Source organism: Roseomonas aeriglobus, from assembly GCA_016937575.1.
GTDB classification, from domain to species: domain Bacteria; phylum Pseudomonadota; class Alphaproteobacteria; order Sphingomonadales; family Sphingomonadaceae; genus Sphingomonas; species Sphingomonas aerigloba.
The window spans coordinates 3,685,660-3,711,248 of record JAFHKN010000002.1; the positions used below are offsets into that span (position 1 = coordinate 3,685,660).

Here is a 25,589-nt window from a genome sequence, read left to right on the forward strand (position 1 = left end):
ATCGTCTACAGATTGAAGCCGCGGACGACACGGGCTTCCCCGTGGCTGACCTCGATCAGCGCGACCGGAGTATCCTCCACACACGCGAAATACTGGCCATCGTCTTCGGCGATCCCGACCAGCACACGCCCCTGTCGGAGCGCCCCTGCCTGGTCGGGGTCGAGGGGTAGAGCCGGGATGTCGTCCAGCCCCGCCCTCAGTGGCAGGAGTATCTGTTCAAGGGTGCCGCCCTTAGCGACTTCGTCCAATTTGTCCAGCGATATCGCGTCGGGCAGGGTGAACGGCCCGGCCTTCGTTCGGCGGAGCATGGTGACATGGCCGACGGTGCCGAGCGCCACGGCGATGTCGCGGGCCAGGCTGCGGATGTACGTGCCCTTGGAGACGTGGGCGGTGAGGGTGACGTCCTCCAAATCCTCCCCGGTACGGGGAGGGGGACCAGCCGCAGGCTGGTGGAGGGGGGGCTCCACAGGCGACACCATCTGCGGCCTGCCCCCTCCACCACCGGCTTCGCCGGCGGTCCCCCTCCCCGTACCGGGGAGGATTTGGAGGCTGTGAATCACCACATCGCGGCTCGCGAGCTGCACGTCCTCTCCCGCGCGGGCCAAGTCATACGCCCGTGCGCCATCGACCTTCAGCGCGGAGTATTTCGGCGGGACCTGCGCGATTCCGCCGGTAAAGTGCGGCAGCACCGCCTCCACCGCCGCCAGCGTCGGCCGCACGTCGCTCTGCGCGATCACGGCACCTTCGGCATCGAGCGTGTCGGTCTGCGTTCCGAACTGGATCGTGAAATCATAGACCTTGTCGCTGTCGAGCATCCGACCGGCGAGCTTCGTCGCTTCGCCCACCGCGATCGGCAGCACGCCGGTCGCCAGCGGGTCGAGCGTGCCGCCATGGCCGACCTTCGCCTTGCCATAGCCGCCCTGCCGCAGTGCCCGCTTCACCGCGGACACGCCCTGCGTCGACCCCAAGCCCAGCGGCTTGTCGAGAATCACCCAACCATGCATCGGCGTCAGATAGCGACGCCGGCCAGGCCCAGGAAGCCGCCCGCGACCGCACGGACGATCGGCACCACCGCGCGCGCGACGATATCGGCCTGCGGCAGGATCGTGGGGACGACGAGCAGCAGGACGATCAGCAGCGGAAAACCGACGCGCGCCAGCTTCTGCCACGCCGGCACGGCGCTGCGCGGCAACAGCCCCTCGACGACGTGGCCGCCGTCGAACGGCGGCAGCGGGATCAGGTTGAAAATCGCCAGAAAGACGTTGATCAGCAGAAAGTTGAGCAGGTTGCGCGCGACGAACGCCGCGGCGCCGCCGTCGCCGGCGCTTCCGGTGCCGACGAGCGCGGCGAGCCCGAGCGCCGCCGCGAGCGCGAGCAGCACGTTGATACCCGGCCCGGCTAGCGCGACCAGCATCATGTGCCAGCGCGGATTGCGCAGGCGCGATGCGACGACCGGCACGGGTTTCGCCCAGCCGAACACCGGCGCGCCCGTGACCGCCAGCAGCAGCGGCAGGCCGACCGTGCCGATCGGATCGACGTGGCGGATCGGATTCAGCGTCAGCCGCCCGAGTCGCGCCGCGGTTGGATCGCCGAGCGCGCGGGCGACCCAGCCATGCGCGACTTCATGGAACACGATCGCGATGACCAGCGGGATCAGCCAAGTGGCGATGGTGTAGAGCGTCTCGTTCACGTCGCGGTCCCTGCGGTCGCCAGCACCAGCTCGCCCGCCAGCGCCTCGGCGAAATGGCGGCGGCAGAGCGCGACATAGCGGTCGTTGCCGCCGATCTCGGTCTGCGCGCCTTCGCTCGCCGCACGGCCATCGGCGCCGATCCGCGCGTTCATCGTCGCCTTACGCCCGCACAGACACACCGACTTGATCTCGACCAGCGCGTCCGCGACCGCCAGCAACCGCGCGGACCCCGGGAACAGCGCGCCCTGGAAATCGGTGCGCAGGCCATAGGCGAGCACCGGCACGCCCAGCACGTCGCAGACCCAGGCCAGCTGCGCGACCTGTTCGGGAGTGAGGAACTGCGCCTCGTCGACCAGCACGCAATCGACCTTCGTCTCGTCATGCTGGTCAGCGACGCACGCGCCGATATCGGTCGCGGCGTCGAAGGCGATCGCCGGCATGGCGAGCCCAATCCGCGACGTGATCGTCCGCGCTTCGTAGCGATCGTCGATCGCGGCGGTGAACAGCATCGTCCGCATGCCGCGCTCGCGATAGTTGAAGTCGGCCTGGAGCAGGGTCGTCGATTTCCCCGCATTCATGCTGGCGTAGTAGAAATAGAGCTTGGCCATCAGTTGAGGCACTCCACCGCGACGGGGGGCTCGTCGCCCGCGCGCGAGACAAGACGGCGCTCGAAGGAGGCGAATCGACCCGCCGGTCGGGCCGCCGAGATATGAAGGTAATCGGCGAATTCGCCTGCGAGGGCATAGCGTTCGAGTGCCCACCGGACGTCGGCCGGATTCTCGAAGACGATGTCGAAGGCCTGGTACAGGCTGGCGATGGCGACGACGATGCGGCCGCGGTCATAGCCGTACACGGACCGGAGAACCCAATCGGTTTCGACCAAAACGGTCAGGGAGACATACATCGGCTCGGTCGCCGCCAATGCCAGCGCGCGTTGAAGCTGCGTCTCATCGTCCGCGACGATCAGCCTGACGATGATATTGGTGTCGACGGCGACCAAGCGGTCAGCCCTTCCAGTCGTGAAACAGCGAGCCGATCTGCGCGGTCATGTCCTCGACCGAAACCGGCTTGCCCTCATAGGCGGGCACGCGGCGACGAAATTCGGCATAGCTGATCTTTTCGCGCGGCGGTTCGGCCTGTTCGATGATGATCCGCCGGCCGATCCGCTCCAACGTCAGCCGCTCGCCCGGGCGCAGGTCGAGCGCATCGCGCACGTCCTTCGGCAGGACGATCTGTCCTTTCGACGACAAGGTGATTTCGAATCCCACGCCGGTAAGATGCGTCTTACCTCAATCCCCGTCAAGATCGCGCGCCACCTGATCCGAGCGCAGGATCGCGTCGATGTGGCTGCCTTCGTCGAAGCTTTCGTCGGCCAGGAATTTCAGCCGCGCGGCGTATTTCATCTTCACGCGGTGGGCGACCTCGCGTTGGAGATAGGCGGTGTTGGTCCTGAGAGCCTTCAGCACCGCATCCTCGTCCTTGCCCAGCAGCGGCTTCACGAAGACGGTTGCGTGGCGCAGGTCGGGGGACATGCGGACTTCGGTGATGCTGACGACATGGCTGGTCAGCACGTCGTCGTGCACGTCGCCACGTTGCAGGATTTCGCTCAGGATGTGGCGGACCTGCTCGCCGACGCGCAGCGTGCGGACGGATTTCTCTTGCGGTTCGGATTTCATAATTCCCTCTCCCGGCGGGAGAGGGAGGGACCCGCTCGGCGTCAGCCGAGTGGGAGGGTGAGGGCAGAAATCTCGCCCTTACCTGCCCTCACCTTTCCGCCGCTTCGCGGCTCCCTTCCTCTCCCGCAGGGAGAGGAAAGACTTACAAAGTCCGCTCGCGCAGCTCGACTTCGAACGTTTCCAGATAGTCGCCGGGCTTGATGTCGGTGAAGTTCTGGCTGAACGTGACACCGCATTCCAGACCCGCGCGCACTTCGGCGACATCGTCCTTGAAGCGGCGGAGCGAGGCGATTTCGCCCTGGTAGATGATGACATCCGCCCGGGTGATACGCGCCTTGAGCGCCTTGCGGATAACGCCTTCGGTGACGAGCAGACCCGCCGCCTTGCCATGCTTGCCCGCCGAGAAGACCTCGCGGATTTCGGCGCGGCCGACGACCGTTTCGAACGCTTCCGGCCCCAGCTGCCCCGCCATGCCGGCGCGAATTTCGTCGGTCAGGTCGTAGATCACGTCATAGTATTTCAACGCGACCTTGTGGCGCTCGGCGATCTGCCGGGCGTTGGCGTTCGGGCGCACGTTGAAGCCGATGATCGGGGCGCCGCTGGCGGCCGCCACGTTCACGTCGCTCTCGGTGATGCCGCCGACGCCCGAATGCAGGATGCGGGCGCGGATGTCATCGGTCGAGATCTTGTTGATCGACGCGACGATCGCCTCGACCGTTCCCTGCGTATCGGCCTTCACGACGAGCGGATATTCGATCGCCTGCTTGGCCTTCAGCGCCGAGAACATCGATTCCAGGCTGGCCGGCGCCGCGGTCGTGCGCTTCTGCGTCAACACGCTCTGGCGATATTCGGCGACCTCGCGGGCGCGCGCCTCGTTCTCGACGACCTGCAGATTGTCGCCGGCCGACGGTGTGCCCGAGATGCCGAGCACTTCGACCGGCATCGACGGATCGGCCGACTTGATCTGGCGACCCTTGTCGTCGACCAGCGCACGAACCTTGCCGCTTTCGGCGCCGACGACGAACACGTCGCCCACCTTCAGCGTGCCGCGCGTGACGAGCACGGTCGCGACCGGACCACGGCCCTTGTCGAGCTTTGCCTCGACCACGGTGCCTTCGGCCGCACGGTCGGGGTTGGCGGCCAGTTCCATCAGTTCGGCCTGGAGCTGGATCTTCTCGATCAGCGCGTCCAGACCGGTGCGGTTCTTCGCCGACACTTCGACGTCCTGCGTGTCGCCGCCCATGGCTTCGACCTGCACGTCATGCTCGAGCAGACGCTCGCGCACGCGCTGGGCGTTGGCTTCGGGCTTGTCGATCTTGTTGATCGCCACGATCATCGGCTTGCCGGCCGCCTTGGTGTGGTTGATCGCCTCGATCGTCTGCGGCATCAGCCCGTCGTCGGCGGCGACCACCAGCACCACGATGTCGGTCACGTCGGCACCACGCGCACGCATGGCGGTGAACGCTTCGTGGCCGGGCGTGTCGAGGAAGGTGATCTTCGACTTGTCCTTCAACGTCACCTGATACGCACCGATGTGCTGGGTGATGCCGCCGGCTTCGCCCTTCACCACGTCGGTGCCGCGAAGGGCATCGAGCAGCGAGGTCTTGCCATGGTCGACGTGGCCCATGATCGTCACGACCGGCGGGCGCGGGCGCAGGCTCTCGGGCGCATCCTCGACCGTGTCGGTCGACAGGTCGATGTCCGAATCGCTGACGCGAACGATGTTATGGCCGAATTCGGTCACCAGCAGTTCGGCGGTGTCCTGATCGATCGACGCGTTGATCGTGACGGGCATGCCCATCTTGAACAGCGCCTTCACCAGGTCGGCGCCGCGTTCCGCCATACGATTGGCGAGTTCGCCGACCGTGATCGTCTCGGGCACCTGCACGTCGCGGACCTGCTTGGCCTGCGGCTCGCGCGGGCCGCCAAAGCCACGCTTTTCCTTTTCGCGCGCACGCTTGAGTGCCGCGAGGCTGCGAGCGCGCGCACCGTCTTCGTTGAGCGCACGGTTGACGGTCAGCTTGCCACCGCGGCGCTCGTCGCCCTTGCGGTCGCGCTGCTGCGGACGGGCCGGTGCGGCGTTGTTGCGCGGCGTCGCGACACCCGAGGGCATCGAGCGCTGCGGCGCGTTGCCGCCCGACGCCGCGGCCGGCGACGATGCCGCGGGCGGCGTCGGCGCAGGGGCTGGCGCGGGCTTGGGTGCCGGCTTCGGGATTTCCGGACGCGGCACCGGCGTGAAGCGGCGCGGTGCCGGGCGCGAGGCATCCGGCATCAGCGTGATCGGTTCGGGCGCAGGGGCCGGCGCGGGCGCAGGCTTCGGCGCGGACGCGGGCGTCGGCTTGGCGGCTGGAGCGTCGGCGACCGGCGCCGGGGCGGGGGCGGGGGCGGGCTCGGGCGCCGGCGCAGGCTCGGGCGCCGGCGCAGGCTCGGGTGCCGGCGTGGGCTCGGGCGCGGGGGCAGGCTTGGCCGCTTCGGCTTCCGCCGCGGCACGCTCGGCCGCGCGGCGCTTCTCGTCTTCGGCTGCCTGGGCACGCGCCTGCTCTTCGCGGCGACGCGCGTCCTCAAGCGCAGCCATGCGCTGCTCTTCGGCTTCGCGCAGCAGCTTGGCCTGACGCTCCTGCGGCGACAGATTGTCGGATGCGGCGGGGCGCGGGGCCGGGGCGGGCGTGGCGACCGGGGTCGGCGCCGGTGCTGCCTCAGGCACGTCCTGCACCGGCGCGTCGGTCGGTTGGCCACCCTGCGGGCCGAGCACGCGGCGGCGCTTCACTTCGACCACCACCGTATTGCTACGGCCGTGGCTGAAGCTCTGCTTCACCTTGCCGGTCTCGACCGTGCGCTTCAGCCCCAAGGGTGCGCGCATTCCGAGTTTCGGCTTGTCGTTGTCGGTGTCGCTCATGCGCTCGCTCAAATTCCTGTGCTCGCCGAACCCGCGGTCGGGTCGGCCGTAATGTCGGGTGCCGATGGCCCTCGCGCGTCATCGGCGCAAGGTTCAGCGGCACGTTCGGGTCCGATAAAATGCAGCCAGCGGGTCAGCGCGTCGCGCACCCGCTTGGCCGCCTGGGCGTCCGTCAGGCCAGCATGTACCACATTTTCGCGGCCCAATGCCACGGACAATGTGGTGCGTGTCACCGGCAAAACCAAGCCCTTGAGGGTCGAGCCTTCGCGATCCGACCCTACGCGCCACGCCTGTGCCAGCTTGGCCGCCCCATCGGGGCGCGCGTCGTGCGCGTGGAGCAGGAGGTGCAGCTGGCCGCTGCGTGCTGCGGTTTCGATGCGTTCGGCACCGATCAGCAGATGTCCTGCCTTTGCCTCCAGCCCCAGCCGGTCCAGCGCCGCGCGTTCGAGCTGGGTCGCGATTCGCGCCGGAAGATCGGTCGGGATCGACAGGGGCGCGCCCTTGAAGGCCCGCGCCAGTGCGCCGCGAAGCTTGCCATTGGCGATGGCCGTTTCCAGTTCGGCGCGCGTCACCCCGATCCACGCGCCACGGCCGGGGGCCTTGGCACGCACGTCGGGGGCGACGTCACCGTCGGGGGAAAGGGCAAGCCGGATCAGCCCCTCGCGCGGCCCGGAGTCGCGCGAGAGGATGCAGGTGCGGTCGTTCATGCCGCACCTCCCAATCGTAATTCGTCGTTCCCGCGAAGGGGCGCTCCGCAAAGTAGCACTTTGCGGAGACCGCGAGGGCGGGCATCAATTCTGGCAGACGTTGCGGCTCCTCGCCCATTCAGCCAGAATTTACCCCCGCCTGCGCGGGGGCGACGACCTTTTGTGCTGGTCAGCCGACCCGTATCATTGCTCGGATTCCGCATCAGCGTCCTCCTGAGCCGGCTCTTCGTCCGCGAACCAGTGGGCGCGGGCGGCCATGATGATCTCGTTACCCTGCTCTTCCGACAGACCGTACTGGCCCAGAACGCCGCCCTTGTCGCCTTCGCGCTGCGGTGCCGGCTTGTCGGCATCGTTGCGGCGGCGCGGTTCCTGGCGCTTCTTCGCGATCAGTTCGTCGGTCGCCAGGTCGGCAAGGTCGTCGAGCGTCTTGATCCCCGCCTTGCCGAGCGTGACCAGCATCGCTTCGGTCAGATACGGCATCTCGGCCAGCGCGTCCTCGACGCCCAGGGCGCGGCGCTCTTCGCGCTGCGCGGTCTCGCGCCGCTCGAGCGCTTCGGCGGCGCGGCTCTGGAGCTCCTGCGCCAGATCCTCGTCGAAGCCCTCGATGCTCGCCAGTTCGTCGAGCTCGACATAAGCGACCTCTTCCAGCGCGCCGAAGCCTTCGGCGACGAGCAGCTGCGCCAGCGTCTCGTCGACGTCGAGCTCGTTCTGGAACATCTCGCTGTTGGCCACGAATTCCTGCTGCCGCTTCTCGCTCGAATCGGTCTCGGTCAGGATGTCGATCGCCTTGCCGGTCAGCTGGCTGGCCAGACGCACGTTCTGGCCGCGACGGCCGATGGCGAGGCTGAGCTGATCGTCGGGAACGACGACCTCGATGCGGTCCTCTTCCTCGTCGATGACGACGCGGGCGACGTTCGCCGGCTGCAGCGCGTTGACGACGAAGGTCGCGGTGTCGGGCGACCAGGGGATGATGTCGATCTTCTCACCCTGCATTTCCTGGACGACCGCCTGCACGCGGCTGCCCTTCATGCCGACGCAGGCGCCGACCGGATCGATGCCCGAATCATGGCTGATGACGCCGATCTTGGCGCGGCTGCCCGGGTCGCGCGCGGCGGCCTTGATCTCGATGATGCCGTCGTAGATTTCGGGCACTTCCTGCGCGAACAGCTTCTTCATGAAGTCCGGATGCGCGCGGCTGAGGAAGATCTGCGGCCCGCGGTTCTCACGGCGGACGTTCAGGATGATCGAACGGACGCGGTCGCCGACGCGGACCAGTTCGCGCGGGATCTGCTGGTCGCGGCGGATGACGCCTTCGGCGCGGCCCAGATCAACGACGATGTGACCGAATTCGACGCGCTTGGCGACGCCGATGATGATCTCGCCCTGGCGATCCTTGAATTCTTCATACTGGCGCTCGCGCTCGGCATCGCGGACCTTCTGGAAGATGATCTGCTTCGATGCCTGCGCCTGGATGCGGCCGAATTCGATCGGGGGCAGCGGATCGACGATGAAGTCGCCGACCTGGGCGTCCTTCTGCAACTTCTGCGCGCCCTTCAGGTCGACCTGCTTGAAATAGTCGTCGACCTGCTCGACCACCTCGACGACGCGCCACAGACGCAGATCGCCGGTGTTCGGATCGAGCTTTGCGCGGATGTCGTTTTCCGAGCCATAGCGGTTCTTGGCCGCGCGCTGGATCGCGTCCTCCATCGCCTCGATGACGATGGCCTTGTCGATCAGCTTTTCCTTCGCAACCGAATCGGCGATCGCGATCAGTTCGGCGCGGTTTGCGGTGATGCCGCCGGACGGGGACGAGGCCATTGCGCTTATTCCTCAGTTTCGATGATCTTGTCGGCGCCCTGCGTCGACAATGGTGCGGTTGCGGCGATCAGCTTGTCGGTGATGACGAGCTTCGCGTCGGAAATTTGGGCAAAGGGGACGGTCATCGGCTGATGGCCGCGGACGTCGACGGTGACGGTGTCGCCTTCGATGCCGGCGAGCGTGCCGTTCAGTTGCTTGCGCCCGTCGATCTTCTCCGCAAGCGTCACGCGCGCTTCATGCCCCGCCCAGTCGGCATAGTCCTTCAGGCGGGTCAGCGGACGGTCGATGCCGGGCGACGACACTTCCAGGCGATAGGCGTAATCGATCGGATCCTTGCCCGCTTCCTCCAGCGCGTCGAACACGTCGGAGATACGGCGCGACAGGTCGGCACAGTCGTCGATCGTCAGCTGACGCGTGTCGGGCCGTTCGGCCATGACCTGCAGCGTCGGGTCGGACTGGCCGCCGAACATCTTCACGCGCACGAGGTCCAGCCCCAAAGCCTTCGCTTCGGGTTCGATGAGCGCGGTCAGATGCGCGATGTCGGCCAAACGCCAGTCTCCAGATACGAACATGCAACCTCGCTGCCGGCCCCGGTGGGACCAGCCTCGGCATGTATGACGATGTCGAGAAGGCATGCGGGATATAGAGCGAAGCGGGCGTGCGCGCAAGCGGCGTGGACGATTAGCGCGGCTTTAACCCACTTTGTGCCAGGATCAGTCCATCCGTTGGAGAAGCGCATCATGTACGAAGGCAAGATCGTCGCCGAAGCCGCCGTTGCGATGCCGCGGGACGTACGCCGTACCCTGGGCCGGCCCGACCGCGACCAAGGCAGCGCGGCGCTCGGTCTGGCGGTGCTGGTGATCGGGCTCCCGTTGCTCGCGGTGCGCATGTTTGTCTGGGCGGTGATAACCGACCTGCGCAAGCTCGGCCGCCTGGCCGGCGTCATCGGTGCGGCCGTGCGCGACGCGCGGCGATAGCGTAACACGCGAAACCTCGATCCGACTTGGGCGTTGCCGTGGAACATTTTCCCGGGAACATCTTCATGCGTCTCACCGCCATCCTGCTTGCCACGACTCTCATCGCCTGCACCGAAACGACCCCCGGCAATGCGCAGAATGCCGCTGCGCCGACCCCGGCAGGGCAGGGTACCGCGACCGCGGGGCTTCCGTTCGCCGTTACCGAGGTCGCCGATCTGACCTCCCCCTGGGCGATGGCCTTTCTTCCCGACGGGCGATTGCTGGTGACCGAAAAGGCCGGCGAGATGCTGCTGCTGTCGGGCGACGGCAGGCAGAAGCGCACCATCGCGACGATCCCGGTCGACAGTGCCGGCCAGGGCGGATTGATGGACGTCGTTCTTGCGCCGGGCTTCGCGCGGAACCGGCAGGTCTATTTCAGCTATTCGACCGCCGGCGCCGGCGGCAAGGGCGTGGTACTGGCGCGCGGCGTGCTGTCGGGCGCAGCCGGAGCGGAACAGTTGACCGGTATCACCGAGTTGTTCCGCGCGACGCCGTTCGTCGAGGGTAATGGCCATTATTCCGGCCGCATCGCCTTTGCCCCCGATGGCCGGCACCTGTTCTTCACCAATGGCGAGCGGCAGAAGTTCACCCCTGCGCAAGACCCGAAGGCGACACTGGGCAAAGTGCTGCGGCTGACACTTGACGGAAAGCCCGCGGGCGATCCGGGCCTGACCGCCAAGGGCTTCCATCCGGCCGTCTGGTCCTATGGCCACCGCAATCTGCTGGGCATCGCGTTCGACCGCGCGGGCAATCTGTGGGAGCAGGAGATGGGGCCGGAGGGCGGCGACGAGGTCAATCTGATCCTGCCCGGCCGCAACTATGGCTATCCCAAGGTGTCGAACGGCCGCAACTATGGTGCTGCGACCGACGACATCCCCGATCACGCGCCCGGCGACGGGTTCGAAGCGCCCAAGGTCTGGTGGACACCCGTCATCTCGCCGGCCGGACTGCTCGTCTATACCGGTGCGATGTTCCCCGAGTGGCAGGGCGATCTCTTCATCGGCGGTCTGTCGTCGAAGGCGCTGATCCGGGTCGATGTGAACGGGACCTCCGCGACCAAGGGTGACCAGTGGCCAATGGGCACCCGCATCCGCGATGTCGATCAGGGGCCGGACGGTGCGATCTGGCTGTTGGAGGACGGGCAGCGTGGCAGCAACGGTCGCGTCATCAAGCTTACGAAGCGATGAAAAGCGGCAGGGCGTTCGGGCCCATCGGCCCTCCCGCGAAGGTGGGAGCACGCAGCCACGAGCAGCCGGCCCGACACACCTAGGCTCCCGCCTTGCGGGAACACGGCGGAGTGGAGACCAATTCAATCCGTTCGTGCTGAGCTTGTCGAACCACCGTTCTTCGTGCCGCCGGCGATGCGCGGGCGTAATGTGGAACAGGGACAGTGGTTCGACTTCGCTCGGCACCCAACGACGGAAGCGTAACGGTCATGGCCCCGCCGCGGCGAAGCCGCGTCGTCGGTCGTCGCTTAGGCGACGCCGGCCGTGGGTCGGGCCGTGACGCGGAATAGCTGCGCTATTCCGCTGCCCTCCCCTTGAATCCCTGTGCCACGACATACCATTCGCTCGACCCCTTCCGGCTGGCCGGGGGCTTGGCATGTTTCACGCTCGTAAAATTGCGCTTCATCTCGGCCACCAGCGCCGAATCCGCGCCGCCTGCGAACACCTTCGCAACGAAGGTGCCGCCCTTCTCCAGCACGTCGATCGCGAAGGCGACCGCGGTTTCGACCAGGGCCATGGTGCGCAATGCATCGGTCTGGGGATGGCCGACGGTGTTCGCCGCCATGTCGGAGATGACCAGGTCCGGCGCGCCGCCCAATGCCTCGATCAGCACGTCGGGCGCCTTGTCGTCCATGAAGTCCATCTGGAAGATGGTGACGCCGTCGATCGGGTCGACCGGCAACAGATCGATGCCGACGATCGCGGCCTTGGGGCAGTATTTGCGTACGACCTGCGCCCATCCACCCGGCGCGATGCCCAGGTCGACGACCCGCTTCGCCCCGCGCAGGATCGTGAATCGCTCGTCGAGTTCGGTCAGCTTGTACGCCGCGCGGCTGCGATAGCCTTCCGCCTTCGCGCGCTTCACGTACGGGTCGTTCAGCTGCCGCTCGAGCCAGCGGGTCGATTGGGCTGTCCGTCCGCGCGCGGTCTTGACGCGGGTCCGCCCGCCGCTGCCGCCCCGGCTCACTGGCGGGTCCCCATCAGGCGGCGCAGGATGCCTTCGCGAATGCCGCGGTCGGCGATGCCGAGTTGTTCGGCGGGCCAGATGTCCAGAATTTCCTCCAGGATGGCGCAGCCCGCGACGACCAGGTCGGCGCGTTCGGGGCCGATGCACGGCACCTTGGCGCGGCCGGCGACGTCCAGGCTGGCGATGTGTCGGCTGACGTCGCGCATCGCGCCCGCCGGCATGATGAGTCCGTCGACCGCCGAGCGGTCATAGCTGTCGAGGCCGAGGTGTACGCTGGCCAGCGTCGTCACCGTGCCCGATGTGCCCAGCAACCGCCGCCGCTCGACGTCGCGTGGCAGGCGCCCGGCGAACGGCGCGAAGCTGGCCCGCACCAGTGCGCGCATCGCGGCATAGCCGTCCTTCGCCGCGCTTTCGGTCAGCGACACCACCCCCCAGGGCGCGCTGTGCCAGTCGAGCACGGTCGGCACCGCGCTGCGCGTGTCGACCAGGACCAGCTCGGTCGACCCGCCGCCGATGTCGAAGACCAGCGCCGCCCCCTCGCCCGGCTCGATCAACGCGTGGCAGCCGAGCACCGCCAGCCGTGCCTCTTCCTCTGCCGAGATGATGTCCAGCATGATGCCCGTCTCGCGGTACGCACGCTGGATGAACTCCGGGCCGTTGGTAGCTCGGCGACACGCTTCGGTCGCGACCGAGCGGGCGAGCGCCACGTCGCGGCGCTTCAGCTTGTCGGCGCACACCCGCAAGGCAGCGATGGTCCGCTCGATCGCCTCGTCGCTCAGGCGACCGGTCGCAGCGAGGCCTTCGCCCAGCCGAACGATCCGGCTGAAGGCGTCGACGACCGCGAAGCCCTGGCCCTGCGGCCGGGCAATGAGCAGGCGACAATTGTTGGTGCCAAGATCCAGCGCGGCGTAATGCCGCGCCTGCGGCCAGCGGCCATGCGCTGGCGATCGTGGGGCCGGACGGGGCGCGTGGGCACGCGGTCCGTACGGCCCTCGGGCGGAAACATCCCCCACGGCCGTAACTTTCTTCTTATCGTTCTCGTCCGTCACGACCGCGAACCGGTCGTTCGGTGCTTGGATGCGAAGGTAACGGTTCATCGCACGATCGACAAGAGACGTCCGCATAAGTGGTTGACAGCCTCGACGACTTGCGACTAGAGGCCCGCCTCCCAATGGATCGTTGCCCGATCCTCTAATGGTAAGAGAGCGGACTCTGACTCCGTCAATCAAGGTTCGAATCCTTGTCGGGCATCCATCTTCGATTGCGGTATCAGGTAGCGATCGCGCCTAGATCCGGATGGCGCTTTTGACGCCCTTTCCTGATATCAGCGAGCATCCGAACCCTCGCCATTTCCTGAAGTGGCGGCATCCCGCGCTGGCCGGACAGCATGAAGCTGCGGCGCTTCCTTCGAGCTGGAAGCGTTCGGGATTGTTCGAATGTCCCTCGAGGAACCGACGGCTTGGCGCGGCGGCTCGGGCCGGCATTCCGGTCCGGTGACGTCATCTTGCCGCGGAGGCCGGGGGCGTCGAGCCCGCTAACCACCCACCATAGCTTCCGATACACGCGGCGAGGCCCAAATTGCACGCGATTAGGGCGGCTGCATACCGCCAGGAAATCGCGATCGGCCAGTCCCAGACAGAACTCGCCACGAGGGCCAGTAAATAGCCGCAGGCCACACCGAGAAACGAGCCCGCGATCGTGAGAATAAGGTTCTCGATGATGATCTGTCGCGCGACGTTATGGCGGAGCGCACCCATTGCCATCCGGATCGCGAATTCGCGCCGGCGAAGTTGGCAAGCGGCGATCGTCACGGCGCAATAGCAAATGACGCTGACGAGGATGACTATGGCCGTGATACTTGCAAGCAATCGCGCCACCATGTTCCGTTGACGTTCCTGATCACGGACGCTCGCCTCGGGATCGTCGAAGAGATAGGGCGAAAGCCGGGTCTGCGGCACACCGTGACGCTTTCGCAGAAGCGTGTCTGCGCTCGTTCGCGCGGCCGCCATGTCTTCGCCTTCCGGAAAGAAGAGCGTAAGCCAACTCACCGCTCGCCGCGGCTCCTCCTCCTGGCCAAAATATCGTTTGACGATCTGGAAGGGCAGGATCGCCGCGTCGACGAAACGACGCGCCGGACGTGTATCCGGATATCGCAACACGCCGATGATTTCGCAGCTCACGCCTGAAAGATGCAGCGTTCGACCCACGGTCGCGCCATCGCCGAGCTGATCTGCCGCGCCACTACCGAGCAGGCAGACGCGCGCATTCTCCTCCAGTTCGGTTTCGGTAAACCACCGGCCTGATGCAAGCGGCGTATCCAGTTCGGACCGATACTGACCGAGCACGCCATAGACCGGAATATTGGCGGCGCCGTTTTCGAAGCGGACTGCAGCTCGGCCCGTCGTCCAAGTCGCCGCTTCCGTCGCTCGCGGCATGGCTTGGCGAAGGAATGTCAGATCATCCAGACTCGGCGGGCCTACTCGTTCGTTCGTGATCTCGTTCGCACGAATCGTTAGCGTAAAGGCAGAGCGTCCGAAGCTCATCCGACGCAGGATGTCATCGAAGCCTCCGATGATCGCGGTGCAGAAGAAGACCGAGCTCACAGCACACATGACCGTGATCAATATCGTCCCACTCCGCCAGCGGGCGGAGCCGATGCCCCAAAGCGCCGACTGCAGCGTGATGTTCATTCATCCGCCTCGAGACGTCCCCGATGCATAGCGAGGCGACGCGACAACCGGCCCATGACAAGCGGGTCATGGGTGGAACACACGACCAAGGTTCCGCGGCTTGCGGATGCGGCCAGCGCGTCGATGACTGCGAGGCTGTTCGCCTCGTCTAGCGACGCCGTCGGCTCATCGCAGATGAGGATCGCTGGCTCCTTCAGAAGCGCACGCAGCAGTGCGATCCGCTGTCGCTCGCCACCCGACAGATTGTCGACCGGCCTGTCTGCGAAGCCATGCAGATGATACTCCGCGAGCTTCATGAAGGCCTTCTCCCGGGCTCGTTTGCCGGACCAGCCCATGTAGCGCAGCGGCAGCGTCAGATTGCCGATGACCGACATATTCGCCAGCAACCCTGCATCCTGGAAGAGAAAGCCGATCCGGTCCCGCCGTAGACGCGCGATGCGACGATCCAGCTTGCCGGGTGTCACGATTTCTTCGCCGATCCGCAGCGTACCGGCACTCGGCGCGTCGAGCAGACCGATCAGGTTGAGCAGGGTAGATTTCCCGCAGCCCGACGGCCCGATCACGCCGACGAACGAGCCTGCATGCAGATCGAAGTCGACACTATCCACCGCGGTCGTTTGGGTAGCGCCGGATCCGAACCGGCGACTGACGCCGCGCGCTTCGATAAGCGGGCTCATGTTTCTTTCGGAGGGACCCGGCGTGCCTCGCCCAGCACGACCGTCTCGCCGGGCCGCAGGCCGCTGATCGCGGCAAAGACATCCTCTCCCTGTTCACCTACCCGGATCAGCCGTCGAACGGGCTTTCCGCCCTCCAGCACGAAGATTCGCCGCAGCCCCTTCGAAAACAGAAAGCCGAATTCATATCCTTCCCCCATAGCGATCGCCAGTCGCCGTTCCTCGGCATCTTTCGCACTCTGCAGCGCCTTCGTCATCGAGGGCGTCATCAGCGGAATATAGTCAGGGGGGCGGAAATACAGTGCCTTCACCGGCACCTTCAGTACGTTGCGTGCATCGGCATTCACGAACTCGACATTGGCTGTCATACCGGGGCGAATGGTCGGGTTCGAACGCGTAAACGACAGCGAGATCGTATAGTAAATGAACCGACCCTCTTTGATCGGGCGGTTGCTGATGTAGGCGATGGTCGCAGGAAAAGTCTCGTTTGGAGCCGTATCGACGCTGAACCGTATGTTTTCCGCCTGCTGTGCCCGCGCAAGATCCTGTTCGGGGACCTTTACCTTGACCTGAAGCGCGTCGCCGCCGCCCGCCAGGTAGAACGCATCGGCGAGCGAGGGACCGACGATCTGACCCGGTACGATCGAAACATCCTCCACCGTGCAGGAACAGGGTGATCGAAGGATTTCCTGCTCAGCGACCCGGGTCCGCAGGCGGGATGTTCTCGACGTCAACGCCGCCAGCTTGCGCTCCGCACTGCGAACATTGAGTTGCTCGGACTCGAGATCCTTTGCTTCCGCAGCCAATCGCGCATTCGGAACGAACCCTTTTTCATGAAGCTGCTTGACGCCGGCAAAGGTCGCCGCAGCCTTCGCCTGCCGATTGTGGGCGATCTCAAGCGCAATGCGCGCCTGTTCGAGATCAATCGAAGCGTCGTTCGCAGCGTCGGATGGTTCACGCAGCGAAAGGCGCGCAAGCGGCTGTCCCTTTACGACGTGATCACCCAGTCGGGCGGAAACGGACACGACCTGCGCGTCGGCAAGAACCGGCACCATCATCTCGATGGGCTGGCGGACATCGCCGACGGCCTGGACGATGTCTCGTAAGTCGCCGCGCTGAACGTCGATCGTTTCATAGCGCTGCTGATCTTCACGGTCCGAACAGGACAGCAAGGTAAGAAGGATCAGCGGAAGCAACGGCCGGACGGGATTTCCAAACATCACGCCTCGTCTTTGTCCGTTCACCGTAGGATCTGATCGATAATCGTGGCGCCACCCACTCCATCTTGACGCAGCATGAGACCATGACGGATCGAGATGTAATATCGCAGATCCTGTATCGTGATGCTTTCCACCGCCGGTACTGATCTGACATCCCGGACCCTGACGGGACGGACCACCGGAACACCTTCGCAGCTTCGGTAAGCTGGCCAGTCCTTATGTCAGCGCAACCCAGGAGCTTCACCCGCATCTGGCCATTGATGGTCCGCGGCGATCCGTTGATGTTCGAGTATTCATCAAAAGGTATGGACGTGATCTGCCCGACGGGGGCGTGCCATATACCATCCGCCGCCGCACCGTACCGCCATCGGCGATAGATAAAGTCCCCGGGTACCCCATCCTGCAATGACAGTATGCCGAATAAAGATCGCGAATAGTCGCCCTTTTGACCGAGCATAGCGCTGCCCGGTCGGATGAAATACTCCGACTTGATACGGTAGTGGCGGAGGCGTTCTTCAGCTGTGTGGCAAATTTGCTCGATGATCCGTCCGAGAAGCGATAAATTACCGTCGCTCCGATGAAGGCTTTGGGGATGGCCCATTTTGCCACCGACTCCGAAGCATTGCACTGGCGGATTCGGGCAGACGACGATGCGGCCGTTGCTCCCCCTGCGGAAAGCGTAAAGGCAGTTGCTACGAGGGATAGTTTCAGCCGTATCAACGCATGTCGCCGGTTGTGCTGCGCTCGGTTGTCCAAATATGGTTGCAAGTTGGGGCAATCTCTTACGCGTTTAGTGGGCTATGCAGCAGCCACGAGCCTTACGATTGCCGGTGCGGCGCTTGAAGATAGGAGTATAACTTCCTTATGTTTTACCTTTTTTAGCCTGATCGTCGGGCGTCAATTATTTGAAATTGTCTGCTGAAAATATTACGCCGATTCTCTATTGATTATTTTGACGTAATGCAAATTAAATTTGTATCCAATTTTGCTCTTATGCAAATGTCATTAGTAGCATGCGATGAAGCCGATCACTCTGAAATATTAGAGCTAAATTCCTGATTAAAATGGTGCTTTGGGTACTGTTCGGCGTGTATGCCTTGTTCTCAAAGTCGGGAAGGACACCGTCCCCGACCGTAACGACGATCCGTCCCTTAGGCCGGGCGCGTCGATCTTTTTGTCGCGCCCGATCCCACGCCTGCGTCGAACACCGACACCGCCTGCTGGCGGAAGTTCCGATTGGCGATATGGGCGGGCCGGACTAAAGACGGCGCCATCGACGGCTTGAACGCGAAGCTGTCGCTTCGACCTGTCCTGGTTCGAACCGGATTGCAGTTCCGAGAGTCCGAAAAATTTTGCATTCGATGTGGCGGTCGACGTCACTTCGGTTGAGATCGGCGCCGGCTTGTGCGCAAAGTGCGGACGATGTCCGCTGACGATCCCCTGCGACTGACCGACCGGCAAATCGATTGCCTGCGCCTGGTCGGCCAGGGGCTGTCGTCGAAGGAGATCGCTGCCGAGCTCGGCATTTCCCACCACACCGTCGACCTGCATCTCAAGCGGGCGATCCGCACCCTTGGGGTCGCCACCCGGCGCGATGCGGCGCGCCGGTGGGATGCGATCGCGGCGCAGGAAGGGGGCGCCGGGTCGGTCGAGACGCGCGCGCTTGCACTGGAACCGGCGACCCTGCCCGAGGAGGCGGCGGAGGCGCCGGCTGCCGGGGATACCCAGCCATTGGATACCCAGCCGGCCGGGCTTGCCGAACCGGCCCCGATTGCAGCCATAATGACCCCAGCCGGACACGACCGCCGCCCCAGGCTGCGGCTCCCGTTCCTCCGGCAAGGGAGGCAGTATAATGATCTGGAACCTGCCGCCCGTCTGGGCTGGATCGCGGCGTTGTCGCTGGCGATGCTCCTGGCGGCGGCGAATTTCCTGAACGGGCTCCGGGCTCTTCACGACCTGGTCTTCTGACCTTTCCGAACAGTGCAAACCATCGACGCGGTCGCCAAGGGGTGGCCGCGAAGGAGATCCGTCATGCCTTCTCCCAAGACGATTGCGGCCGTCCGCATCGCCCGGTCGCTCCAGCCGGCCGAGCTCGCCGCCAACCAGGCCGCGCTCAAGGTCCTCGCCATGGGCACCGCCGTGCTGACCGCGCGCGCCGACGGCACCTTCCTTCCGCTCGAGGCGCAGCGCGCGGTCGACTATATCGGCGATGCGACCAGCAAGGTCTTCGCTGCGATGAAGGACATCAAGAGCGCGCATGGCGAACTGAAAGCCGCGGCGATCCGTCACGACGTGCTGGGCCAGGGCGACATCTTCGAGACGCCCGACGGCAAGGAAACCCACGGCGCCCTGCCGACGCTCGCCGCGGTCGCCTGATGACCGCATTGACAGTCGCTGCAGACAAAGGCTCGATCGTGCACGATGAACGTCCTCTTCTATCTGGCCCTGCTCGTCTCGTGTTCCCTCTACGCGGCGATACGGGGCGGGGTGCCGGAAAGGATCGGGGTGGCCGTGCTGCTCGGCGCGGTCGTCGCCTCGCAGCTGGTCCCGACCGCCGGGGCGCAGCGGTTCAAGGTGATCGAGACCGGCATCCTGGCGGTCGATGCCGCGATGCTGGCCTGCGTCCTGATCCTGTCGGTCTATGCGCAGCGATACTGGCCGATGTGGATGGCCGCTGTCCTGGTCAACACGGTCGTCACGCACCTCCTGATGTTGTCGCCGACGCTGCGGCCCTGGTCCTATTCGGTGGCGCTTGCCGCCTGGAGCTATCCCAATCCGATCATTCTGGCGGTGGGGGCCTGGCGGCACCGCGCACGGGTGCGGCGGTATGGCGAGGATCCGCCGTGGAACCGGGCGCTGTCGCCGGGAGGCTGACATGAACGCGGGGCGCCACCCCAATGTGTCGAGTGCGCAGGAAGCCCTCGGCACGATCGGCGAGATCGAGGAGATGCTGGCGAGCGCTCGGCAACGCCTGTTGCGATCCAGCTGTGCCCGCCACCCGGACCTGGCCGGCAAGCTCTATCGCCTGCGCCGCGCCCGCGACCAGATGTTCGGCGACGACGCCGATCTCTTCGGCGAACCCGCCTGGGACATATTGCTCGACCTGTACCAGGCCGAGCGCGAGGGGCGCATCCTGGCGGTGTCGAGCGTGTGCATCGGCGCCAATGCCGCGACCTCGACGGCGCTCCGACGCATGCGCGAGCTGGAGCAGCGCGGGCTGATCGAGCGGCGGCGCGACCCGCAGGACGGCCGCCGGTCGTTCGTGCGCGCCAGCGACAAGGCGATCGTGCTGCTCGACGCCTGGCTGGACCGCGCATCGGTCTTGCTCGACGCACGGTAGCGGGCGCAGAACGGGCGGCATGACCCCGACCGAGGCCGTGCTGACCCTGCTCGCCGCCCGCGCCGACGACGCGACGATCTGCCCCAGCGAAGCCGCCCGCGTGCTGGCGACGGCGAAGGGGCAGGCGGCGGATTGGCGGGCCGAGATGCCCGCGGTCCACGCCGCCGTCGATGCGCTGGTCGAGGGCGGCCGCGTCGCGCTGCGCTGGAAGGGGGCCGCGTCGCGGTTGCGCAGCGGGCCGTATCGGATCGGGCATCCGCACTGACGCGCACCCCGGCCGCAGCCGAAGTTGACGAAGTTGCCGCCAATGCGCGTTTTCTCGGACGATGCGCCGCCGGCGGGACGCCCGGGCGACACCGGCGCAACACCGGCGCGACACTGACGCGACACCGGTGCGAGACCGACGCGACACCCCTGCGCCAGCCCGGCGCCGGTCGGGCGACGATGCCGCGCCGGTGCCGCGCCCGTTCGTTCTCACCCGCGGGGCCCCGGCGCGCCGCCGGCGGTCGGGCGCTGCGGCGCAGGCGGACGCGCGAAGGGATCGGCCAGCCGCCGCGCATGCTCGGTGAGCACCGCGTCCCAGTGGCGGACGAAGGGCGTGCCGGCCAGCCGCGCGCGCAGGCGATGCGCACTCGACCGCGACATCCCCGCCGCCCGCGCGGCCTGCGACACGCAGCCGCTGTCGAGCAACGCGGTCAGAAAAAATCCGCTGCCGCGCCGGCGTCCAGCGGGCGCGTTCGGGGCGGGGTGGGGCGGGCGGTGGCGCTACGGGCGCGGGCGGTGTCTGGTCCATCGACCAGCGTAGATCAGACAAATTCCAACATTTGAAGGGGGCAAACCGCCCGTGCCCCGGCGCCGTTGCGAGCCCTGGGGTTTCGTGGGGGTGGGGGCTTGCGCCGGCAACCCCTCCGACCAGCGCCGGAGAGCGATATGAGGCGGGTCGTCGGCTCGCGTGGGTTCAGCCTTCGGACAATCGCATCGCGACGTCGCACCGCGCATAGGTCGCGCCGTAGCGCGCGCGGATCTCGGCATCATGGACGAAGCCGGCGCGCTCATAGAGGTGGATCGCCGCCGCGCAGGCGCTGTTGGTGAGCAGATAGAGCATGGTGAGATCGGGCAGCGCCCGGGCCCGCGCGATCAACGCGTCGAGCAGGACCGCCCCGGCGCCCGAGCCGCGGACGTCGGCGCGCACGCCCATCTTGGTCAGCTCATACGCACCCCCGCCGGTCGGCATCAGTGCACCCGCGCCAATGACGCCGTGATCCGGAATGCGCGACGAACAGGATGACCCCGCCCCGGTCGATGATCGCCTCGCGCGGGTGCGACAGCACATGCTCGTCATGCGGTTCGAGCGTGAACATGTCGGCGATCCACGCCGTGTTGATGTCGCGGAACGCGGGCGCGAGGGCGTCGGTATAGGGCAGGATGGTGAGCATGGGCGACGTCGTAGCGCGCTCGGCCTCGCCTGTCCCGCGCCGGCGTCAGCCCGCCGAAGCGCCGCCCGGCGCGGGGCCGATCAGGTCCCACAGATTGCCGTAGAGGTCCGCAAACACCGCGACGCGGCCATAGGGCTGGTCGACCGGCGGCCGGACCCACGTCACGCCCGCGGCGGTGAAACGGGCATGGTCGCGGTCGAAATCGTCGGTGGCAAGGAAGACGGCGACCCGCCCCTGTCTGATCCCCGACCCGCGCGCCTGCTCGGGCGTCGCGGCACGGGCAAGCAGGATGGTGGTTGCGTGCGGGCCGGCGCCGGGCGGGCGGATGACGACCCAGCGTTTGTCCTGCTCGGGCTGTGCGCTGTCTTCGACGAGGTTGAAGCCGAGCTTGCCGACGTAGAAGGCGAGGGCTTCATCATAGTCGCGGACGACCAGGTTGATGTGGGCGAGGTGGGGCACGGCGCCCACATTGACGTTGGACAAGGAATTGTCCATATAAAGTGCATGCACGCCGTCAGCTATTCCGAAGCCCGCGAGAATCTGAAGTCGATGATCGACAAGGTCGTCGCCGACCGCGCCCCCCTCGCCATCACCCGCCCAGCGCGGACAGGAGGGGGCAGTGCTGATTTCGGCGAGCGAATGGGCTTCGATTGAAGAGACGCTTTATCTGCTGCGCTCGCCAAAGAATGCAGAGCGATTGCTGGAGAGCATCCGCGAGCTTGAGGCGGGCGGCGGCGAGGAGCATGAGCTGATCCGCCGTGAACGTCCGGTTCTCGTCGCGATCCTGGGCCGAATATCTCGACATGCAGTCTGACGCGAAGCTGTTCGCGAAGATCAATGCGTTGATCGAAGAATGCCGCAGGCATCCGTTCAAGGGCACGGGCAAGCCCGAACCGCTCGGCGGCAACCTGTCAGGCTGGTGGTCGCGCCGGATCAGCCACGAGCATCGGTTGGTGTACCGGGTGGCTGGCAGCGGAGTCGAGCAGGTGCTGCAGGTGGCGCAGTGCCGGTATCATTATTGATTCGAGCCTAGCCACGCATCATTGATGGTTAAGCGAATATCTGTATGGGCCCGTCACGAGTTTGGAGTGACGACATGCTGGCAACCATAGGCTACGAGCGATCCACGCTTCCAGATTTTATCGCGACCTTGCGGTTGGCAGGTACAACCGTACTCGTCGACATTCGGGATCGTGCGCAGTCGCGCCGGCCAGGATTTTCCAAGACTAGCTTAAGCGAAGCCCTCTCGGAAGCAGGCATCTTGTATGTGCATCTTCGCCAGCTAGGTGATCCGGCAGAAGGACGGGCTGCCGCCCGCAGTGGCCAGAGGCAGTTGTTTCAGGAAATTTTTGGCGAGGTCATGAAGACGGACGCGCAGCCGATGCGCTAGACAAAATTGAACAGTTGACACAGTCCAAGTAGCGTATGTCTGATGTGTTTTGAGCGAGACCACCACGATTGTCATCGAAAGATCGTAGCGGAAGCTCTCGAAAATCGCCTTGGGATCAAAGCTAGGCACCTCGGCGTCAGTCTCGGAGCGGCTAATGGCGGCAGCAAACGACGAATGCTTCATTCTGATCAAGGCGCAGCCTCATCGCTCTAGCAAATATTTTGAGACTGTTTGTTGCGCCGGCGTGGGCCGGGATAGAAAATGGCGCAGACAGTATCCGGTGCCATTCCGAATTTTAGCTGAGGGGCAGAAATTTAAGCGATGGGATTGGATACAATATCAATTTACAAAATCCAAAGAAGATATCCGCCAAGAAAGTCAAAAGGTTATTCCCGAATCGCTCAAAGTTTCAGGTTCAGTGAAAAATACCGAGCGTGCAAGTTTTCTTCAGCCATTGATACGTGCATCGTTCGCAGATGCAGATGCCCATCGAGAGTCATTGACTCTGATCCGGCCCAGAAGCCTATTACTTGAAGCTCACCCAAAATCCTCATCCGAAATTGCAGATGAGGCAGTCAAACATGGAGAGTTGGCTAATCAGCTTTCCATGTTTGATGCGACAGCAAAGCCGCTTACTCCCTGCCCAATGCGCTTTGTTGCGAAGTGGCGCGATGAGGACGGAAAAGACCGTAAGCATGACTGCGACGATTGGGAAACCTCTGCCGCATTCATGCGGTTTGAGCGGGCCTATGGCCGGCAAGCAGCCATAGCCGCCCTCAAACGGAAGTACGAGGACGAATACATGGCTGCTGGCCTTGTTTTTAGGTTTTAGCACCCACAAAAGAAGAAACGCCGAGTTTGGCACGCAGAATCAATGGCTGCTTGTAGGCATGATCCGTCTCGATGAAACGACGCAAACCTCAATGATCTTTTAATTTTGAGGTAGGTAGAGGTTTGATCCTCGGGCGGCATAGGACTCTGCCATTCCCCTCATCCCCGCCTCAGCCTCTTCCGCCGCAACGAAGGTCTCGACCGGCGCATTCTGCTTCGCCGCGAAGTCGCGGACCTCTTGGGTAATCTTCATCGAACAGAACTTCGGCCCGCACATCGAGCAGAAGTGCGCGGTCTTGGCGCCTTCTGCGGGCAACGTCTGGTCGTGGTATTGCTCGGGCCGTCTCGGGATCGAGCGACAGGTTGAACTGGTCGCGCCAGCGGAATTCGAAGCGGGGCGCAGCTCAGCGCGTCGTCGCGCAGCTTGGCGGCGGGGTGGCCCTTTGCCAGGTCGGCGGCGTGGGCGGCGAGCTTGTAGGTCACCACGCCGACCTTCACGTCGTCGCGGTCGGGCAGGCCCAGATGCTCCTTGGGCGTGACGTAGCAGAGCATCGCGGTGCCGTACCAACCGATCATCGCGGCGCCGATGCCGCTGGTGATATGGTCGTAGCCCGGCGCGATGTCGGTGGTGAGCGGCCCGAGCGTGTAGAAGGGCGCCTCGCCGCACGCTTCCAGCTGCTTGTCCATATTCTCCTTGATCTTGTGCATCGGCACGTGGCCGGGGCCCTCGATCATCACCTGGACGTCCTGCTCCCAGGCGCGCTTGGTCAGCTCGCCCAGCGTGTAGAGCTCGGCGAACTGCGCCTCATCGTTGGCGTCGGCGATGCTGCCGGGGCGCAGGCCGTCACCGGAGCGAATAGGCGATGTCATACGCCTTCATGATCTCCGGTGATCTCGTCGAAGCGCTCGTAAAGGAAGCTCTCCTTGTGGTGCGCGAGGCCCCATTTCGCCATGATCGAGCCGCCGCGCGACACGATTCCGGTCACGCGCTTGGCGGTGAGCGGCACGTAGGGCAGGCGGACGCCGGCGTGGATGGTGAAATAATCGACGCCCTGTTCGGCCTGTTCGATCAGCGTGTCGCGGAATATCTCCCAGGTCAGTTCCTCGGCGATGCCGCCGACCTTTTCGAGCGCCTGATAGATGGGGACGGTGCCGATCGGCACCGGCGCGTTGCGGATGATCCATTCGCGCGTGTCGTGGATGTTGCGGCCGGCGACAGGTCCATGACCGTGTCCGCGCCCCAGCGGATCGCCCAGACGAGCTTGTCGACTTCGGTCGCGACGTTGCTGGCGACCGCGCTGTTGCCGATGTTGGCGTTGATCTTGACCAGGAAGTTGCGGCCGATCGCCATCGGCTCGGTTTCGGGGTGGTTGATGTTGTTGGGGATGATCGCGCGGCCGCGGGCGACCTCGTCGCGGACGAATTCGGGCGTGACGTAGTCGGGGATGGCGGCGCCGAAGCTGTTGCCGTCGCGGACGTAGTCGCGGAGCATCTCGCGGCCGAGGTTTCGCGGGTCGCGACATATTCCATCTCGGGCGTGATGATGCCGCGGCGGGCATAGTGCATCTGGCTGACGTTGGCCCGGCCTTGGCGCGCAAGGGGCGGCGGACGGTATTGGGGAATTGCGGCACACGCCCGAACGGTCGGGGCCGAGCTGGCCGTTGTCCTCGGGGCGGACCTCGCGGCCGTCATAGGCCTCGACATCGCCGCGGGCCATGATCCAGTCGCGGCGCAGTTGCGGGAGCCCTGCCATGATGTCGATGCGGGCATTCGGGTCGGAGTAGGGGCCCGAGGTGTCGTAGACGTTGAGCGGGGGCTCGCCGGACGAGGGCTCGAGGTCGATCGCGCGCATCGCGACGTTCAGCGGTCCGACGTGGATCTTGCGGCTGCCGCGGATCGGGCCGGTGGTCACCTTCAGTTCGGTGCGGGCGGGGACGTCTGCCATTGTCACTCTCCATCTTTCGGGAGAGGGGGCGGGGTCCGGTGGCGGGCGCCGCTTCCACTCCCTACGC

The 25,589-nt window shown here is 65.3% G+C and carries 32 protein-coding genes, 1 tRNA gene and 1 pseudogene; 14 read left to right on the forward strand and 20 right to left on the reverse strand.

The genetic code is table 11. The features are described from left to right. Positions 1-5: 5 nt before the first annotated feature. From truB to rimP, 10 genes are all read right to left on the reverse strand, one after another. Complete coding sequence (truB, locus tag JW805_18060) at positions 6-992, reverse strand: tRNA pseudouridine(55) synthase TruB (GenBank protein MBN2973916.1); 987 nt, start codon at positions 990-992, stop codon at positions 6-8. Positions 993-1,009: 17 nt separating this feature from the next. Continuing rightward, positions 1,010-1,690: a site-2 protease family protein gene (locus tag JW805_18065; GenBank protein MBN2973917.1), complete on the reverse strand. Its 681-nt coding sequence runs from the start codon at positions 1,688-1,690 to the stop codon at positions 1,010-1,012. Next, the gene (locus tag JW805_18070; GenBank protein MBN2973918.1) at positions 1,687-2,298 is read right to left on the reverse strand and encodes a thymidine kinase; all 612 of its coding nucleotides are present in this window, start codon (positions 2,296-2,298) and stop codon (positions 1,687-1,689) included. The genes JW805_18065 and JW805_18070 overlap by 4 nt, the downstream gene beginning before the upstream one ends. Next, positions 2,298-2,690 carry a type II toxin-antitoxin system VapC family toxin gene (locus JW805_18075; protein ID MBN2973919.1) on the reverse strand — a complete coding sequence of 131 codons (393 nt, stop codon included), beginning with the start codon at positions 2,688-2,690 and terminating at the stop codon, positions 2,298-2,300. The genes JW805_18070 and JW805_18075 overlap by 1 nt, the downstream gene beginning before the upstream one ends. A gap of 4 nt (positions 2,691-2,694) precedes the next feature. Continuing rightward, positions 2,695-2,958 carry an AbrB/MazE/SpoVT family DNA-binding domain-containing protein gene (locus JW805_18080; GenBank protein ID MBN2973920.1) on the reverse strand — a complete coding sequence of 88 codons (264 nt, stop codon included), beginning with the start codon at positions 2,956-2,958 and terminating at the stop codon, positions 2,695-2,697. A 21-nt stretch (positions 2,959-2,979) separates the two neighbouring features. Continuing rightward, the gene (gene rbfA / locus JW805_18085) at positions 2,980-3,366 is read right to left on the reverse strand and encodes a 30S ribosome-binding factor RbfA (protein MBN2973921.1); all 387 of its coding nucleotides are present in this window, start codon (positions 3,364-3,366) and stop codon (positions 2,980-2,982) included. 142 nt (positions 3,367-3,508) lie between these two features. Further along, positions 3,509-6,262 carry a translation initiation factor IF-2 gene (gene infB, locus JW805_18090; protein ID MBN2973922.1) on the reverse strand — a complete coding sequence of 918 codons (2,754 nt, stop codon included), beginning with the start codon at positions 6,260-6,262 and terminating at the stop codon, positions 3,509-3,511. An 8-nt stretch (positions 6,263-6,270) separates the two neighbouring features. Continuing rightward, positions 6,271-6,969, reverse strand: coding sequence for a DUF448 domain-containing protein (locus JW805_18095; protein ID MBN2973923.1), 699 nt, complete (start codon positions 6,967-6,969; stop codon positions 6,271-6,273). Positions 6,970-7,152: 183 nt separating this feature from the next. Beyond that, positions 7,153-8,787, reverse strand: a complete 1,635-nt coding sequence (nusA, locus tag JW805_18100) for a transcription termination/antitermination protein NusA (protein MBN2973924.1) — start codon at positions 8,785-8,787, stop codon at positions 7,153-7,155. A 5-nt stretch (positions 8,788-8,792) separates the two neighbouring features. Further along, positions 8,793-9,359 carry a ribosome maturation protein RimP gene (rimP, locus tag JW805_18105; GenBank protein ID MBN2973925.1) on the reverse strand — a complete coding sequence of 189 codons (567 nt, stop codon included), beginning with the start codon at positions 9,357-9,359 and terminating at the stop codon, positions 8,793-8,795. Positions 9,360-9,527: 168 nt separating this feature from the next. Between rimP and JW805_18110 the strand changes: the two genes are divergently transcribed. Then, the gene (locus tag JW805_18110) at positions 9,528-9,764 is read left to right on the forward strand and encodes a hypothetical protein (GenBank protein ID MBN2973926.1); all 237 of its coding nucleotides are present in this window, start codon (positions 9,528-9,530) and stop codon (positions 9,762-9,764) included. Between the two features lie 65 nt (positions 9,765-9,829). Beyond that, positions 9,830-10,990, forward strand: a complete 1,161-nt coding sequence (locus tag JW805_18115) for a PQQ-dependent sugar dehydrogenase (GenBank protein MBN2973927.1) — start codon at positions 9,830-9,832, stop codon at positions 10,988-10,990. Between the two features lie 334 nt (positions 10,991-11,324). Here the strand turns inward: JW805_18115 and JW805_18120 are convergent, their stop codons facing one another. Both JW805_18120 and JW805_18125 read right to left on the reverse strand, forming a co-directional pair. Beyond that, the gene (locus tag JW805_18120) at positions 11,325-11,996 is read right to left on the reverse strand and encodes an RlmE family RNA methyltransferase (GenBank protein ID MBN2973928.1); all 672 of its coding nucleotides are present in this window, start codon (positions 11,994-11,996) and stop codon (positions 11,325-11,327) included. After that, positions 11,993-13,093, reverse strand: a complete 1,101-nt coding sequence (locus JW805_18125; protein ID MBN2973929.1) for a Ppx/GppA family phosphatase — start codon at positions 13,091-13,093, stop codon at positions 11,993-11,995. The genes JW805_18120 and JW805_18125 overlap by 4 nt, the downstream gene beginning before the upstream one ends. 83 nt (positions 13,094-13,176) lie before the next feature. Between JW805_18125 and JW805_18130 the strand changes: the two genes are divergently transcribed. After that, positions 13,177-13,250: transfer RNA gene (locus JW805_18130), tRNA-Gln, on the forward strand. Between the two features lie 245 nt (positions 13,251-13,495). Here JW805_18130 and JW805_18135 read toward each other — a convergent pair. The 3 genes from JW805_18135 to JW805_18145 are packed head-to-tail and all read right to left on the reverse strand — an operon-like array spanning position 13,496 to position 16,580. Then, positions 13,496-14,686 (reverse strand): ABC transporter permease, encoded by a 1,191-nt coding sequence (locus tag JW805_18135; protein MBN2973930.1) that lies wholly within the window; start codon positions 14,684-14,686, stop codon positions 13,496-13,498. Then, positions 14,683-15,363 (reverse strand): ABC transporter ATP-binding protein, encoded by a 681-nt coding sequence (locus JW805_18140; GenBank protein MBN2973931.1) that lies wholly within the window; start codon positions 15,361-15,363, stop codon positions 14,683-14,685. Before JW805_18140 ends, JW805_18135 begins: the two co-directional genes overlap by 4 nt. Beyond that, a complete protein-coding gene (locus tag JW805_18145) occupies positions 15,360-16,580 on the reverse strand; it encodes an efflux RND transporter periplasmic adaptor subunit (GenBank protein ID MBN2973932.1) in 1,221 nt (406 codons plus the stop codon). The genes JW805_18140 and JW805_18145 overlap by 4 nt, the downstream gene beginning before the upstream one ends. A 1,422-nt stretch (positions 16,581-18,002) precedes the next feature. Between JW805_18145 and JW805_18150 the strand changes: the two genes are divergently transcribed. The 5 genes from JW805_18150 to JW805_18170 all read left to right on the forward strand — a co-directional run bounded on the left by JW805_18150 (position 18,003) and on the right by JW805_18170 (position 20,185). After that, positions 18,003-18,548 carry a helix-turn-helix transcriptional regulator gene (locus JW805_18150; GenBank protein ID MBN2973933.1) on the forward strand — a complete coding sequence of 182 codons (546 nt, stop codon included), beginning with the start codon at positions 18,003-18,005 and terminating at the stop codon, positions 18,546-18,548. A 63-nt stretch (positions 18,549-18,611) separates the two neighbouring features. Next, positions 18,612-18,956, forward strand: a complete 345-nt coding sequence (locus JW805_18155) for a hypothetical protein (GenBank protein ID MBN2973934.1) — start codon at positions 18,612-18,614, stop codon at positions 18,954-18,956. 45 nt (positions 18,957-19,001) lie between these two features. Then, positions 19,002-19,454, forward strand: a complete 453-nt coding sequence (locus JW805_18160) for a hypothetical protein (protein MBN2973935.1) — start codon at positions 19,002-19,004, stop codon at positions 19,452-19,454. 1 nt (position 19,455) lies between these two features. After that, positions 19,456-19,920, forward strand: a complete 465-nt coding sequence (locus JW805_18165; GenBank protein MBN2973936.1) for a winged helix DNA-binding protein — start codon at positions 19,456-19,458, stop codon at positions 19,918-19,920. Between the two features lie 19 nt (positions 19,921-19,939). Continuing rightward, positions 19,940-20,185 (forward strand): DUF3253 domain-containing protein, encoded by a 246-nt coding sequence (locus JW805_18170; GenBank protein ID MBN2973937.1) that lies wholly within the window; start codon positions 19,940-19,942, stop codon positions 20,183-20,185. Between the two features lie 209 nt (positions 20,186-20,394). Here the strand turns inward: JW805_18170 and JW805_18175 are convergent, their stop codons facing one another. From JW805_18175 to JW805_18190, 4 genes are all read right to left on the reverse strand, one after another. Continuing rightward, positions 20,395-20,592: a hypothetical protein gene (locus JW805_18175; protein MBN2973938.1), complete on the reverse strand. Its 198-nt coding sequence runs from the start codon at positions 20,590-20,592 to the stop codon at positions 20,395-20,397. 286 nt (positions 20,593-20,878) lie between these two features. Next, positions 20,879-21,154: a GNAT family N-acetyltransferase gene (locus JW805_18180; protein ID MBN2973939.1), complete on the reverse strand. Its 276-nt coding sequence runs from the start codon at positions 21,152-21,154 to the stop codon at positions 20,879-20,881. Next, a complete protein-coding gene (locus JW805_18185; GenBank protein ID MBN2973940.1) occupies positions 21,129-21,356 on the reverse strand; it encodes a hypothetical protein in 228 nt (75 codons plus the stop codon). Before JW805_18185 ends, JW805_18180 begins: the two co-directional genes overlap by 26 nt. A gap of 45 nt (positions 21,357-21,401) precedes the next feature. Next, positions 21,402-21,851, reverse strand: coding sequence for a VOC family protein (locus JW805_18190; protein MBN2973941.1), 450 nt, complete (start codon positions 21,849-21,851; stop codon positions 21,402-21,404). Positions 21,852-21,860: 9 nt separating this feature from the next. Between JW805_18190 and JW805_18195 the strand changes: the two genes are divergently transcribed. The 6 genes from JW805_18195 to JW805_18220 all read left to right on the forward strand — a co-directional run bounded on the left by JW805_18195 (position 21,861) and on the right by JW805_18220 (position 23,578). Further along, a complete protein-coding gene (locus tag JW805_18195; protein MBN2973942.1) occupies positions 21,861-22,010 on the forward strand; it encodes a type II toxin-antitoxin system Phd/YefM family antitoxin in 150 nt (49 codons plus the stop codon). Next, positions 21,976-22,170, forward strand: a complete 195-nt coding sequence (locus tag JW805_18200; protein MBN2973943.1) for a type II toxin-antitoxin system Phd/YefM family antitoxin — start codon at positions 21,976-21,978, stop codon at positions 22,168-22,170. The genes JW805_18195 and JW805_18200 overlap by 35 nt, the downstream gene beginning before the upstream one ends. Then, a complete protein-coding gene (locus JW805_18205; protein MBN2973944.1) occupies positions 22,115-22,378 on the forward strand; it encodes a Txe/YoeB family addiction module toxin in 264 nt (87 codons plus the stop codon). Before JW805_18200 ends, JW805_18205 begins: the two co-directional genes overlap by 56 nt. Before the next feature lie 74 nt (positions 22,379-22,452). Continuing rightward, positions 22,453-22,746 (forward strand): DUF488 domain-containing protein, encoded by a 294-nt coding sequence (locus JW805_18210; protein MBN2973945.1) that lies wholly within the window; start codon positions 22,453-22,455, stop codon positions 22,744-22,746. Between the two features lie 42 nt (positions 22,747-22,788). After that, complete coding sequence (locus JW805_18215; protein ID MBN2973946.1) at positions 22,789-22,959, forward strand: hypothetical protein; 171 nt, start codon at positions 22,789-22,791, stop codon at positions 22,957-22,959. Beyond that, positions 22,901-23,578 (forward strand): hypothetical protein, encoded by a 678-nt coding sequence (locus tag JW805_18220; protein ID MBN2973947.1) that lies wholly within the window; start codon positions 22,901-22,903, stop codon positions 23,576-23,578. The genes JW805_18215 and JW805_18220 overlap by 59 nt, the downstream gene beginning before the upstream one ends. Before the next feature lie 99 nt (positions 23,579-23,677). On the opposite strand, the pseudogene thiC reads toward JW805_18220, so the two are convergent. Next, positions 23,678-25,522: pseudogene (thiC, locus tag JW805_18225) on the reverse strand (phosphomethylpyrimidine synthase ThiC). Positions 25,523-25,589 lie beyond the last annotated feature (67 nt).